15 protein-coding genes are annotated in these 12,482 nt (G+C 41.4%); 14 read left to right on the top strand and 1 reads right to left on the bottom strand.

What is annotated here, in order from left to right; translation table 11 throughout:
- Nucleotides 1–114: 114 nt before the first annotated feature.
- The 5 genes from QUD85_RS01785 (at nucleotide 115) to rraA (ending at nucleotide 3,746) form a co-directional block, all read left to right on the top strand.
- Complete coding sequence (locus QUD85_RS01785; protein ID WP_093331445.1) at nucleotides 115–813, top strand: PEP-CTERM sorting domain-containing protein; 699 nt, start codon at nucleotides 115–117, stop codon at nucleotides 811–813.
- A 144-nt stretch (nucleotides 814–957) separates the two neighbouring features.
- Entirely contained in the window at nucleotides 958–1,476 is a 519-nt protein-coding gene (gene hslV / locus QUD85_RS01780) for an ATP-dependent protease subunit HslV (protein WP_093331443.1), read from the top strand.
- Between the two features lie 24 nt (nucleotides 1,477–1,500).
- On the top strand, nucleotides 1,501–2,829 hold the full coding sequence (gene hslU, locus QUD85_RS01775; protein ID WP_093331440.1) for an HslU--HslV peptidase ATPase subunit: 1,329 nt from the start codon (nucleotides 1,501–1,503) through the stop codon (nucleotides 2,827–2,829).
- Nucleotide 2,830: 1 nt separating this feature from the next.
- Entirely contained in the window at nucleotides 2,831–3,181 is a 351-nt protein-coding gene (locus QUD85_RS01770; protein ID WP_093331438.1) for a gamma-butyrobetaine hydroxylase-like domain-containing protein, read from the top strand.
- 79 nt (nucleotides 3,182–3,260) lie between these two features.
- Nucleotides 3,261–3,746, top strand: coding sequence for a ribonuclease E activity regulator RraA (gene rraA / locus QUD85_RS01765; protein ID WP_093331435.1), 486 nt, complete (start codon nucleotides 3,261–3,263; stop codon nucleotides 3,744–3,746).
- Between the two features lie 43 nt (nucleotides 3,747–3,789).
- On the opposite strand, the gene QUD85_RS01760 is transcribed toward rraA, so the two are convergent.
- A complete protein-coding gene (locus QUD85_RS01760; protein ID WP_177168925.1) occupies nucleotides 3,790–4,929 on the bottom strand; it encodes a DUF481 domain-containing protein in 1,140 nt (379 codons plus the stop codon).
- A 24-nt stretch (nucleotides 4,930–4,953) separates the two neighbouring features.
- Between QUD85_RS01760 and QUD85_RS01755 the strand changes: the two genes are divergently transcribed.
- From QUD85_RS01755 to QUD85_RS01715, 9 genes are all read left to right on the top strand, one after another.
- Complete coding sequence (locus QUD85_RS01755) at nucleotides 4,954–5,454, top strand: GNAT family N-acetyltransferase (RefSeq protein WP_093331588.1); 501 nt, start codon at nucleotides 4,954–4,956, stop codon at nucleotides 5,452–5,454.
- A 60-nt stretch (nucleotides 5,455–5,514) separates the two neighbouring features.
- Nucleotides 5,515–5,874 (top strand): DUF6249 domain-containing protein, encoded by a 360-nt coding sequence (locus QUD85_RS01750; RefSeq protein WP_093331430.1) that lies wholly within the window; start codon nucleotides 5,515–5,517, stop codon nucleotides 5,872–5,874.
- Between the two features lie 3 nt (nucleotides 5,875–5,877).
- Nucleotides 5,878–6,429 carry an RNA polymerase sigma factor gene (locus QUD85_RS01745; protein WP_093331427.1) on the top strand — a complete coding sequence of 184 codons (552 nt, stop codon included), beginning with the start codon at nucleotides 5,878–5,880 and terminating at the stop codon, nucleotides 6,427–6,429.
- A gap of 1 nt (nucleotide 6,430) precedes the next feature.
- The gene (locus tag QUD85_RS01740) at nucleotides 6,431–6,766 is read left to right on the top strand and encodes a hypothetical protein (protein WP_093331425.1); all 336 of its coding nucleotides are present in this window, start codon (nucleotides 6,431–6,433) and stop codon (nucleotides 6,764–6,766) included.
- Between the two features lie 71 nt (nucleotides 6,767–6,837).
- The gene (locus QUD85_RS01735) at nucleotides 6,838–7,419 is read left to right on the top strand and encodes an anthranilate synthase component II (protein ID WP_093331422.1); all 582 of its coding nucleotides are present in this window, start codon (nucleotides 6,838–6,840) and stop codon (nucleotides 7,417–7,419) included.
- Between the two features lie 327 nt (nucleotides 7,420–7,746).
- Nucleotides 7,747–8,952, top strand: a complete 1,206-nt coding sequence (locus QUD85_RS01730) for an aspartate aminotransferase family protein (protein ID WP_093331586.1) — start codon at nucleotides 7,747–7,749, stop codon at nucleotides 8,950–8,952.
- Nucleotides 8,953–8,969: 17 nt separating this feature from the next.
- A complete protein-coding gene (gene astA / locus QUD85_RS01725) occupies nucleotides 8,970–9,989 on the top strand; it encodes an arginine N-succinyltransferase (protein ID WP_093331419.1) in 1,020 nt (339 codons plus the stop codon).
- 20 nt (nucleotides 9,990–10,009) lie between these two features.
- Entirely contained in the window at nucleotides 10,010–11,479 is a 1,470-nt protein-coding gene (gene astD, locus QUD85_RS01720; protein WP_093331417.1) for a succinylglutamate-semialdehyde dehydrogenase, read from the top strand.
- A 170-nt stretch (nucleotides 11,480–11,649) separates the two neighbouring features.
- On the top strand, nucleotides 11,650–12,447 hold the full coding sequence (locus QUD85_RS01715) for a DUF1338 domain-containing protein (protein ID WP_093331414.1): 798 nt from the start codon (nucleotides 11,650–11,652) through the stop codon (nucleotides 12,445–12,447).
- Nucleotides 12,448–12,482 lie beyond the last annotated feature (35 nt).

Raw genomic sequence — 12,482 nt, 5'->3', positions numbered from 1 at the left:
TTAAATCAATATAAAACAACAACTTGCAGCAAAGGCATGTAAATTGCAAATGAAAGTTTTGAGTTGTGATGTAGACGTAGAAGTAGAAGTAGAAGTGACAAAAAGGAAGAAACTATGTGTAAGCTACATTTAAGAAAAATAATAGCTTGTTTGTTAGTGATATTAATGCCAGCGGCTAATGCTGGTATCATTTCGATGACTGTCGAAGACCGTTCTGTGGATATCTCAGGCCTTGTCCACACCGACAATAGAGCACCAGAAGATGACATTGACCTAGATTTAAAGTCTCTTTTTGAAAGTGGCGCTATACTGCGTGCGCTAGCCCCAATTTCAGATTTAACCAATTACACATCAGCTTGGGATCAGGCTAACTGTGGATATAAAGGTCGATATAATTGTGATTATGCAACCATTACTCATGTATCGTTTGATGTCGATGCGGGGTTCGGTGGCATTCTTAATCTCGATTTAGGTTTAGATGCGGGTTTTGGTGCAGAAGTTCACGTAAGTCATGCAGCATCCCTAATGTTTGGCAGCGATAGTCCCGATCAAGCAACTGATTTATGGTGGCGCGTCAATTGGGGGCACAATGATGTGTTCAATGTTGCGTACCAATTACCTAGCGACGAAATCGTCACAGTAGATTTGTTTTTTGCCGAGCGTTGTTGTTTTGGTGTAAGTACGTTGCAAACTAGCTATATCCCGCTTCCGGCAAGTGCACCTCGCCCTGATGCAAGTGTGCCAGAGCCAAGTACGCTCGCTATATTTGCACTTGGTTTATTAGGACTAGCGAGTCGCAAAAGTCTTGTGTAATTGCACACTTTGAATCTTTAGAAAGCTGCCAATGGCAGCTTTTTTTTCGTCGCCATTTAAATAATTCACCCATTCCCTTGAAAATTCTGAGTTCACCCTCACCTTTTATCAATAATCATAGAGTTAATAAATAGAGGACTTGCGATGACAACAATAGTCTCAGTAAGGCGCAATGGTAAAGTCGCCATAGGTGGTGACGGCCAAGTTTCACTTGGAAATACAGTAATGAAAGGTAATGCCAAGAAAGTACGTCGTTTGTATAACGACAAGGTGCTCGCTGGTTTTGCCGGTGGCACTGCCGATGCATTCACTTTATTTGAACGATTTGAAAGCAAACTCGAAATGCACCAAGGGCATTTAACGAAAGCCGCAGTAGAGTTAGCAAAAGATTGGCGCAGTGACAGAGCATTGAGACGTTTAGAAGCGCTGCTTGCTGTTGCCGATGAAGAAACATCGTTAATTATCACTGGTAACGGTGATGTGGTGCAACCAGAGCATGACCTGATCGCCATTGGTAGTGGCGGTAACTTCGCACAATCTGCGGCGATTGCCCTGCTAGAAAACACAGAATTGTCGGCTAAAGATATCGTAGAGAAATCACTTACGATTGCAGGTGATATTTGCGTATTCACCAATCATAGCCACACTATAGATGAACTTTAACGCAGTAAAAGTTAAGGAATTTACATGTCTAACATGACTCCCCGAGAAATTGTTTCCGAATTAGACAGCCATATTGTTGGTCAACAATCAGCAAAACGCGCTGTGGCCATCGCATTGCGAAATCGCTGGCGCCGCATGCAGCTTAATGACGAGCTGCGCGCTGAAGTTACGCCCAAAAATATTTTAATGATCGGTCCAACCGGTGTAGGTAAAACCGAAATCGCACGCAGATTAGCTAAGCTTGCTAATGCACCTTTTATTAAAGTAGAAGCGACCAAGTTTACAGAAGTAGGTTATGTCGGCAAGGAAGTTGAAACCATTATCAGAGATCTCGCTGATATTGCAGTAAAGATGACCAAAGAACAGGAAATGGAGCGAGTAAAGTTTAAAGCAGAAGAAGCTGCTGAAGAACGCATTCTCGATATTTTGTTACCGAATCCTCGCGACAATTGGGGCAATGAGCAAGAGAGCGATAACGCCTCGACTCGCCAAGTTTTTCGTAAAAAATTACGTGAAGGTAAATTAGACGACAAAGAAGTAGAGCTCGATCTGCAAGTACCACAAATGGGCGTCGAAATTATGGCTCCTCCGGGTATGGAAGATATGACGTCGCAGCTGTCTTCAATGTTTCAAAATTTGTCTCAAGACAAAACTAAAAAGCGTAAGTTGAAAATTAAAGACGCGATGAAGGCCTTAGCGGAAGAAGAAGCCGCTAAAATCGTTAACCAAGACGATATTAAACAAAAAGCGCTAGATGCGGTTGAACAAAACGGCATTGTATTTGTTGATGAAATCGACAAGATTTGTAAGCGTGGAGATACCTCTGGTCCAGATGTATCGCGTGAAGGCGTGCAACGTGACTTACTGCCGTTAGTTGAAGGTTCTACAGTAAGCACAAAACACGGCATGGTAAAGACAGACCATATTTTATTTGTTGCTTCAGGTGCTTTCCAGATGGCGAAACCATCTGATTTGATTCCAGAGCTACAAGGGCGTTTACCGATTCGAGTTGAGCTTAGTGCGTTAACTACAGAAGATTTTGTGCGCATTTTAACTGAGCCACATGCTTCACTTACTGAACAGTACTCGGCTTTAATGAAAACAGAAGGTGTTGACGTTTCATTCACACCAGATGGCATCCAAGCAATAGCCGCCGCTGCTTGGCAAGTAAATGAGAGCACAGAAAACATTGGTGCTCGCCGCTTGCATACAATGATGGAACGATTGATGGAAGAATTGTCTTACAACGCCAATGATCGAAGTGGTGAACAGATCACTATCGATAAAGCATATGTAGATGGCGTCTTTACTGAAATCGTTAAAGATGAAGATTTAAGTAGGTTTATTCTTTAGTATGCACATTAACGCGTTTGAACTTTGCACAGCGACAAACAGTTTGACCATCAAGTTTGATGGTCAGCCTGCATGTTCATTGAGTGCTGAGTTCTTGCGCGTGATGACCCCCTCCGATAAAGAAAAAAACACCCCAATAGGCCATAAAAAAACGGTCGCTATTTTGGCGATTGAATCGGTAGCAATCCATGGATTTCGCATTATCTTTGACGACCAACATGCGACAATAATTACCGCCGACCAATTATTCTCGTTAAGCCAACGACAGCAAGTGCTATGGCAAAAATATTTATCCGATATTCAACAGCACGGTGTTTCCAGAGAAGCATTGATCAATTTTAAATCCTTGTAGCTATTTCAAAAAATTCATTTGTTCCCTCTTCGCTTCGTTATATACTGATTAGCAAAGAACAAACCCGTAAGGCTGTGCTATGGAATATAACACCTCTGAATTATGTAACTTATATGCAGATTTAATTGACGTTGTAGATCCGATATTTAGCAATTATGGTGGTAGAAGCTCTTTTGGAGGGCAAGTTGTCACCATAAAATGTTTTGAAAACAATGGACTTATTCAGCAGGTCGTTGAAAATGACGGTAGCGGTAAAGTCTTGGTGATCGATGGTGGCGGTTCAACACGCCGCGCTCTGATTGATGTTTATATTGCGGAGGCCGCAGCCAAAAATGGTTGGGAAGGTATTGTTTGCTATGGCAGTGTGCGTGATGTAGATGCGTTAGAAGACGTTGAAATAGGCATTCAAGGATTAGTCCCTATTCCAGTAGGTGCATCTGACGACGACATTGGCGAAGTTGACGTTGCTATTAATTTTGGTGGCGTAACCTTCTTACCTGAAGATCATATTTATGTGGACAATACGGGCATTATTCTGTCACCCGACCCACTTGATATAGAATAAAAAAAGCGGCAACAGCCGCTTTTTTTGTTACTACTTACATTCGCTAAAATTCATAGCCAATACTGACGACATATCTAAAGTCATCCTTTTCAGGTGTAAAACCGTCTGAGTCTGTTCTCGGCTTGTCCGTTCTATCCATGTAAAAAGTAAAGTTGATATCAAAGTCATTCACTACTTCGAATTCGAATCCAGTTTCTATATGGTGCAATTGGTTACCTGCTTGTTCAGACACAAGTTGCAATTGGTAGTCAAAGAAATAATCAATGTTACTAGTGATTTCCCAATCAAAATTACTTCCTAATGTCATAACGCCGGAATCTTCTATTTCTTCGCCACTATCAACCTCGATATATTTTGTTTCCTGATAACTCGGACCCGCAGTAAATTCTAGGTCAACTTTGGAGGTGTCGACCACTTGATAACCAACAGCGACACCGCCGGTAATACGATAATCGATATTTTGAAACTCATCTCTAAAGTATTCAAATTCGGCAATTCGTAAAAACAGCTTCTGACTGACAAACAAATCAATAAAACTATTCAGCCTAATGTTTTCGGTGGTAACAAAAGTATTGCCTGTTTTTGCATCTTCGGTTTCACTGTAGCTTGATACATAAGTTGTCTCGAAGCGACTACTAGATGTGCGTCGTTTAAACTCAATATCTATGGTTAAATCGCTCTGAATCGAGTTGCCTTTTTTCAAATCAGCGCCAAGGCTTATTTTGCCGTCCCATAGATCCCACCTATTCGATTTAGAGGATGCGACAGAGACTAACTCTCGATTGCTATATTGCTTTACACCACTCGCCGTACTGATGGAGATATTGCCCGCTTTGTAAGTTAGTCGACCAACAACAATTCTGCCGCGAGACAAACGAATACTTTGCTCTTCTTTACTATATAATTCAGCGACATCTTCCCAATCAACGGTGACCAAGCCAAATTCATCGCTGTCAAATTCAAGCTCTTCGTCATACATGGCTACAATGTCACCTTTAAGCCATTCCCCGGAACTTGTCTTTAACCAATCAAAGTTTTGTTGAATAACAGGCGCCGGCGTTTGCCATTGCTGTTCTTGTGCAACGGCTACCGAATACGAAATAGACAAAAAAGCGATGAACAGAACGCGAAAAGCCATCAAAATATTTGAGTCTTTGTTCGCTCTGCGCCAAGATATTGCCATTATATTGAAAACCTTAATGATTTTATGGCTACCATCATAAACTGCAATTTCGCTCAGCACCAAGAAAAAATTAGTGCACTTTTTAACCATGCAATTGTGCATACCACCGCCTTATATGAATATAAACAGCGATCAAAAGCAGACATTGAAAAATGGTTTGAGGATAAGCAAACGAACCAATTACCTATTCTGGGGATTGAGAATGAACAGGGCGAATTACTTGCCTTTGCTAGCTATGGTTATTTTCGCCCCTACCCAGCCAATGCAAAAAGTTGTGAATGTGCAATATATGTTGACCCTAATGAACAAGGAAAAGGGCTAGGCAGAATGCTACTTAAAGCACTAAAACAAAAAGCCGGTGAACAAGGCTTTCACACCATGGTCGCGGTTATCGATAGTGACAATCTCGCCAGCAAGAAACTTCACAAGATATGTGGCTTTAGCTATTGCGGCACGCTGAAACAAATTGCCTATAAATTTGAGCGCTGGCTCGATGCGGAGATTTATCAAACTTTTTTAAACTAGTTGCATCTTTTTGCAAACTTGCCGCATCTATAGAGATAAAGACATTAAAGGAGAATAATAATGGGACCAGATATCATTATACCAAGCGGCTTTTTTATTGCCGTATGCTTTACCGTTTACTTAATTCTAAAGCACAGTAGTCAAAGCAAACAGATGCAACATGAGACTATCCACAAATTAATAGAAAGTGGCCAACAATTGTCTCCTGAGTTACTTGATAGCTTAGCAACAGTTAAGAAAGATACAGGCACTAAGGATTTAACAAGAGGCATTATTTTTGTCAGCATCGCTATTGCCTTCTTTTTATTTGGTTGGATTACACCAGGCGGAGACTTAGATATTGTCAGTATTGGCGTGTTTCCACTATGTTTAGGTATAGCATTCTTACTTATTCATAAGTTTAAACCAACGCAGTCATAATTTATGGTGCAACCTCTGTCCAATGAAAATGAGTTGATTGCAAAAGTATTAGCAACACAATGTGAAAATGCGTTTGCTCAACTTATTACGCACTACCAACAAAGCTTGAGACAGTATTGTCGCAGGCTTTGTAGCAATGATTTTTCATTGGCAGATGATGTCGCACAAAATACGTTTATTCAGGTTTATCAAAAGCTTTCCATGTTCCAAGGCAAAGGAAAGTTCCAAGGATGGTTGTTTCGCATAGCTTATTTCGAGTTTTTGCAATTATTAAGAAAGCAAAAGCCGGTTGACGAACTGTCAGGCAATGAAGAGGCAAGTGACAATGTCAGTCAAATGACTGAAAAACGAGACTTGGAATGGGCGGTTGCTCAATTAAGTGCCGTGCAACGCGCCTGTATAACATTACAATTTAACTTTGGTTACAACCAAGAAGAAATCTCTGCTATGCTTGATTTGCCTGTCGGTACCGTAAAATCGCACGTTCGCAGAGGCAAAGAGATACTAACGCAGTTATTAAATCCATCAACGCAAAACAACAGAGGAGTGGCTTAACATGGACAATTTAGATTCCCTTTTACAACAACCACTGCCTGAAATTGAGGATAATGGCTTTACTGTGCAAACGATGCAGCGTATCAAGTCTTATCAGCGTGCTAAGAATCGCATAATCGCTAGTATTGTTGTCTTGTTTGCAGCGATATTTGCGCTCACTTTGCCGCTTGGGCAATGGTTTTCAAACCTTACACAGGTATTTAGTTTTTCAATACCCAGCGCTCCATCACCCGTCATTAGCGATTCGCTTGTTCAAGCGATTAGTTCGCCTGCATTGGCTACCATAGTTTGCACTTTCGCAATATTGCTTGGATTTATATTTAGCGACAATCGTTAAACATTGCACAACTTTGCGTTAGAATAGCGCCCTATTTTTGCCAACGATATAAACCATTAGGGCGCCCTGCATTGATTTTAATGATCGACAACTATGATTCGTTTACGTTTAACCTTGTCCGCTATTTTAAGGAGTTAGGGCAGGAGGTTATTGTTTATCGAAATGACGACATTACCATCGAACAAATAGAGCAATTGTCGCCGCAAGCTATTGTTATATCGCCAGGCCCATGCAATCCAGATGCAGCAGGCATATCGCTCACAGTACTTGAACATTTTGCTCAACGTTTACCCATATTAGGCGTGTGTTTAGGCCATCAAACTATTGCCCAGTTTTTTGGTGCTAACATTATAAAAGCGCACAAAGTTATGCATGGTAAAACATCAGAAATTACTCACACGGGCGAAGGCGCATTTGAGGGTTTAACAAACCCATTAACCGTCACTCGTTATCATTCGCTTGTTATCGAGCCCAGTTCATTGCCAGACTCGCTCAATGTAACAGCTTGGCATCATAATGAGTTGGGCGAACAAGAAATTATGGCAATAGAACATAAGTCACTGCCTATTGTTGGCGTGCAATTTCACCCCGAGTCTGTGCTTACCGCGCAAGGACATCAATTGCTTTCAAATTTTTTCAAAAAATATCTATAACAAACTGAATATCCGCTTAAATTTTGCGCTATTATTCATAAAAAAGTGAATTTATCGAAAATTTTTATAAAAATATTTTTGATTATTTATGTTTCGCCAATAGTTAGGAAAATTACAAATATTTACATACCCCCTATAGCGCCGTTTTAATGACCTATTTTGGTGCAATATATAGTTATGCAAACTAAGTGAATATTTTACGCAATCGCAGTAGAACCGTGCCTTTCATCGAAAGGTGTTGGCAAGACATGCATGCTTTTTTCTGTAATAATGGCGAGTTCTAATAGTTAATTATTAAACAAGTGGGAGCAAATAATGGCAGATTCTATGTCCGTGAATAGAGCACTTTTTGACGAGGTAATGGTACCTAATTACTCACCTTCAGCAGTCATTCCAGTGCGAGGTCAAGGTTCACGCGTTTGGGATCAGCAAGATCGAGAATTCATCGATTTCGCTGGCGGTATTGCCGTAAATTGTTTAGGTCATTGTCACCCTGCATTAGTTGATGCGTTAAAAACGCAAGGTGAAAAACTGTGGCATCTATCTAATGTCATGACCAATGAACCTGCACTTCGTCTTGCTAAAAAGTTAGTCGACAACACCTTTGCAGAAAAAGTGTATTTTGCCAATTCAGGCGCAGAATCAAATGAAGCAGCATTAAAGCTTGCGCGTCGTTGGGCAATCGACAACTTTGGAGAGCACAAATCGCAAATTATTGCGTTTAAACAAGGCTTCCACGGTCGTACATTTTTCACTGTTACTGTTGGTGGTCAGCCAGCATACTCTGACGGTTTTGGTCCAAAGCCTGCTGATGTTGTGCATGCCGAATACAACAATCTTGAAAGCGTAGAAGCGCTTATTTCTGATAATACCTGTGCGATTGTGATGGAACCATTGCAAGGTGAAGGCGGTATTATTGAGCCAATAAGCGAATTTGTACAAGGTGTACGTGCGCTATGTGACAAGCACAATGCATTGCTTGTGTTTGATGAGGTACAGACAGGTGTAGGACGTTTAGGTCACTTATACGCCTACATGGACCTTGGCGTATCACCTGACATTCTAACAACGGCTAAGGCGTTGGGTGGCGGTTTCCCTATCGGTGCTATGCTAACAACAACTGAGATTGCTAAGCATTTAAAAATTGGCACACATGGTAGTACTTATGGCGGTAACCCTCTTGCCTGTGCAGTAGCAGAAGCAGCTTTTGATACGGTCAATGACGCAAGCGTTTTAACTGGCGTTACTAATAAATCGGCACGATATTTTGCAGCATTAAATGCGATAAACGAAAAGTACAACGTATTTAGTGAAGTACGTGGTAAAGGTTTATTAATTGGTGCTGTGTTAAATGAAAAGTACCAAGGTAGAGCTAAAGACTTTTTAGTTGCTGCTATGGAGCAAGGTCTTATGACGCTGGTAGCGGGTGCAAATGTTATTCGTTTCGCGCCTTCTTTGGTGATCGAAGATGAGTTGATTGATGAAGGTATGGCTCGATTTGAAAAAGCTGTAGCTGCAGTTACTGCTGGATAAATTAAAAAGCCAACATCATGATTATCATTCGCCCAATTAGAGCAAACGATTATTCAGATTTGGAAAATATTGCCGTGGAATCTGGCCACGGCTTTACTTCCCTGCCGGTTAATGAAGAGTTACTTAGAAACCGTATAGCCGCGTCCGAAGCATCATTTGCCAAAAACGTCACCAAGCCTGGGACAGAAAGCTATCTGTTTGTGATGGAAGACACTAAAACCAACAAAGTGGTTGGTACTAGTGGCATTGAAGCCTCTGTCGGATTAACCGATGCCTTTTATCACTACCACCTTGGTAAAGTAGTTCACAGCTCACGAGAGCTCAACATATACAAATCTGTAGATACCTTAACCCTGTGTAATGACTACACGGGCGTGACTGAAATCTGCACGCTATTTTTAAATAAAAGCCATCGAAAAAATAATAACGGCAGACTATTGTCTCGTTTTAGATTTTTATTTATGGCTCAACACCAAAAACGTTTTGCAGATAGAGTTATTGCAGAAATGCGCGGTGTTTCGGATGATCAAGGACGCTCTCCGTTTTGGGATTGGTTACAAGACCACTTTTTCTCAATAGACTTTCCAACTGCAGATTATCTTACTGGCATTGGCAAAAAGCAGTTCATCGCTGAATTAATGCCGAAATACCCTATTTATGTCAATTTATTAAGTGACGCTGCGCAAGCAGTGATAAATAAAGTGCACAAAAATACGGTACCAGCACTTAAATTACTGCAAGGTGAAGGTTTTTCGCGTGGCGGCTATGTCGATATTTTCGATGCTGGTCCTACGGTAGAAGCAAAACTAGACGATATTCGCACTGTTAAGCAAAGTGATGCCTGCCAAGTAATCATTGATGAAGTTGACGAGCAGAGTCAGCAGTTTCTTATTTGTAATACTAAAGTCAAAGATTTTAGGGCGACAGCAGCGCCGCTGCTTCATCGAGAAACCGCAAACCAAGTTGTTATCAGTCAGCAAGTTGCCGATGCACTCGGCGTTGAAAAAGATGACTGGGTGCGCATAGTAAGCGCCTAGTATCTATTCGGAGATAAATAATGTCATCGAACATCCAATTTATAAACGGTCAATGGTTAGCTGGCCAAGGCCATGAAGTGTTTTCACTGAATCCAGCAAAAAATGAAGAAATATGGCGTGGTTTAAGTGCCACAGAAGCGCAAGTTAATGATGCTATCTTAAGCGCTCGTACTGCGTTTGAATCATGGGGCCAAACGTCTTTGTCATCACGTATTGAACTGGTAAAGCGTTTTGCTGAAAAGCTTACCGATGCAAAAGAAGCGTTAGCAACCACAATTGCACAAGAAACCGGCAAGCCACTATGGGAAACCCGTACCGAAGTTGGCGCTATGATCGGCAAGATTGCTATTTCGCTGCGTGCTTATGATGAACGTACAGGTACCGTAGAAAACGACATGCCTGGCGCTAAAGCTTTTATCCGCCACAAACCACATGGCGTGGTTGCGGTATTTGGTCCATACAACTTCCCTGGCCACCTTCCTAATGGTCACATTGTCCCTGCGCTAATTGCTGGTAATACGGTTGTGTTTAAACCAAGCGAATTAACGCCAAAAACAGCTGAAGAAACAATGAAGCTATGGCAAGCGGCAGGTTTACCAGACGGTGTTATAAACCTAGTACAAGGTGAAGTAGAGACAGGAAAAGCACTAGCATCACACCCTCAAATTGATGGTTTGTTTTTCACAGGTAGCTCAAATACTGGGCACCTATTACATCAACAATTTGGCGGTCAGCCGGGTAAAATTTTGGCATTAGAAATGGGCGGTAATAACCCGTTGATTGTTAAAAACGTCGCCGATGTTGATGCTGTAGTGCATGATATTGTGCAATCAGCCTTTGTCACCACAGGGCAACGTTGTACTTGTGCTCGTCGCCTGTTTATCGAAGCTGGCGAACAGGGTGATCGTATTATCAATAAATTAGTGGAAGTCACTAAACAGATTAAAATTGGTTTTTATGATGATGAAGAGCAACCTTTCATCGGTTCAATGATATCTGAAAAAGCGGCGCTGGGTTTAGTTGACGCTTATCAGTCGTTACTATCGCAAGGAGCTACTTCACTAGTTGAATTAAAACACCTTGAAGCAGGCACTGGTTTTGTTTCGCCAGGTATTGTCGATGTAACTTCATTAGCTAGTATGGCTGATGAAGAGCACTTCGGACCATTGTTAAAAATCTATCGTTACAATGATTTCGACCAAGCGATTAATGAAGCGAATAATACGAGCTTTGGTTTGTCTGCGGGTTTCCTAGGAGACAACGAAGCTGATTACCAACACTTTTTCGCAAGAATTAGAGCGGGTATTGTAAACTGGAACAAGCCAATTACTGGTGCTAGCAGTGCGGCCCCATTTGGTGGTATTGGCGCGAGCGGCAACCATAGAGCAAGTGCTTACTACGCCGCTGACTACTGTGCTTACCCGGTAGCATCAGTAGAAGCCGACAAAGTACAATTGCCTGCACAGTTAAGCCCAGGTTTAACCATATAGGCATATAAGTCGATGCATTTATACTTAACCCTACCTGCGACAGCAGCCAGTAAACCAGGATTCTTTAAAAGTATCGACCAAATTTAATAACAGGGCGAATGTCAGTATTCGCCCTGATTTATTTGCACGCGCGTACTGACACGTTTCACCCTAATGATAAGGAATGAAAAATGACACAACAAGTTCAAGCGCTATTCGATAAAATTTGGCAAGACTATCTTACGGTCACGCCGTCTGCTAAAAAAATTCATCAATTGCTTGGTTCTGGTGGCGATGTAATCAATGATCATGTTGCGTACAGGACCTTCAATTTACCTTCGATAGGACTAGATAAACTCGCTCAACATTTAACCAAATTGGGTTACAAGGCTTGTGGCGACTATCACTTCGAACAAAAGAAACTCGTCGCAAAACATTATGAACACCCTAATGACACTATGCCTAAGGTCTTCATCAGTGAATTGTTAGTTGAAGAGTTTTCGCCAGAGGTGCAAAGCATTATTCACCGCTTAGTAGATCAAATGCCTGCTGATGTAGCATCTCGAGAAGACTTTTTGTATTCAGGCACTCATTGGCAGGTTAGCTATCAAGATTACCAAACGTTATTGGCAGAGAGTGAATATGCAGCGTGGATGGCAGCATGGGGCTATAGAGCCAATCATTTTACCGTGAGCATTAATCATCTAGAAAATTTTGATGATATACACGCAGTTAATCAAGCGCTAAAAGATGCTGGTTTCAAGCTTAATAGTTCAGGTGGTGAAGTGAAAGGCGATGAGACCGTTAAGTTAGAACAATCATCGACACTTGCTGACAAAGCATTAGTTTCATTTAGCGATGTTGAAATGGAAATTCCAAGTTGTTTCTACGAATTTGCCAAACGCTATCCCATGCCAGATGGTAAGCTTTATACCGGCTTTGTTGCGGCGTCTGCCGACAAAATTTTTGAAAGTACAAACGCGCAATAAACAATAGTTGTACAAGGGTAAGTTTCGTTTTATAT

The organism is Thalassotalea agarivorans, from assembly GCF_030295955.1.
Lineage (GTDB): Bacteria > Pseudomonadota > Gammaproteobacteria > Enterobacterales > Alteromonadaceae > Thalassotalea_D > Thalassotalea_D agarivorans.
The sequence above is the reverse complement of the archived record's forward strand: the minus strand, read 5'-3'. Positions and strand labels throughout refer to the sequence as shown.

What these genes read in the sequence shown, in the direction of transcription:
- QUD85_RS01740 (WP_093331425.1), top strand. Translation starts at nt 6,431, where the DNA reads ATGGACAATTTAGATTCCCTTTTACAACAACCACTGCCTGAAATTGAG.
- QUD85_RS01785 (WP_093331445.1), top strand. Translation starts at nt 115, where the DNA reads ATGTGTAAGCTACATTTAAGAAAAATAATAGCTTGTTTGTTAGTGATA.
- astD (WP_093331417.1), top strand. Translation starts at nt 10,010, where the DNA reads ATGTCATCGAACATCCAATTTATAAACGGTCAATGGTTAGCTGGCCAA.
- hslU (WP_093331440.1), top strand. Translation starts at nt 1,501, where the DNA reads ATGTCTAACATGACTCCCCGAGAAATTGTTTCCGAATTAGACAGCCAT.
- QUD85_RS01755 (WP_093331588.1), top strand. Translation starts at nt 4,954, where the DNA reads ATGGCTACCATCATAAACTGCAATTTCGCTCAGCACCAAGAAAAAATT.
- rraA (WP_093331435.1), top strand. Translation starts at nt 3,261, where the DNA reads ATGGAATATAACACCTCTGAATTATGTAACTTATATGCAGATTTAATT.
- QUD85_RS01745 (WP_093331427.1), top strand. Translation starts at nt 5,878, where the DNA reads ATGGTGCAACCTCTGTCCAATGAAAATGAGTTGATTGCAAAAGTATTA.
- astA (WP_093331419.1), top strand. Translation starts at nt 8,970, where the DNA reads ATGATTATCATTCGCCCAATTAGAGCAAACGATTATTCAGATTTGGAA.
- hslV (WP_093331443.1), top strand. Translation starts at nt 958, where the DNA reads ATGACAACAATAGTCTCAGTAAGGCGCAATGGTAAAGTCGCCATAGGT.
- QUD85_RS01750 (WP_093331430.1), top strand. Translation starts at nt 5,515, where the DNA reads ATGGGACCAGATATCATTATACCAAGCGGCTTTTTTATTGCCGTATGC.
- QUD85_RS01770 (WP_093331438.1), top strand. Translation starts at nt 2,831, where the DNA reads ATGCACATTAACGCGTTTGAACTTTGCACAGCGACAAACAGTTTGACC.
- QUD85_RS01715 (WP_093331414.1), top strand. Translation starts at nt 11,650, where the DNA reads ATGACACAACAAGTTCAAGCGCTATTCGATAAAATTTGGCAAGACTAT.
- QUD85_RS01730 (WP_093331586.1), top strand. Translation starts at nt 7,747, where the DNA reads ATGTCCGTGAATAGAGCACTTTTTGACGAGGTAATGGTACCTAATTAC.
- QUD85_RS01760 (WP_177168925.1), bottom strand. Translation starts at nt 4,929, where the DNA reads ATGGCAATATCTTGGCGCAGAGCGAACAAAGACTCAAATATTTTGATG.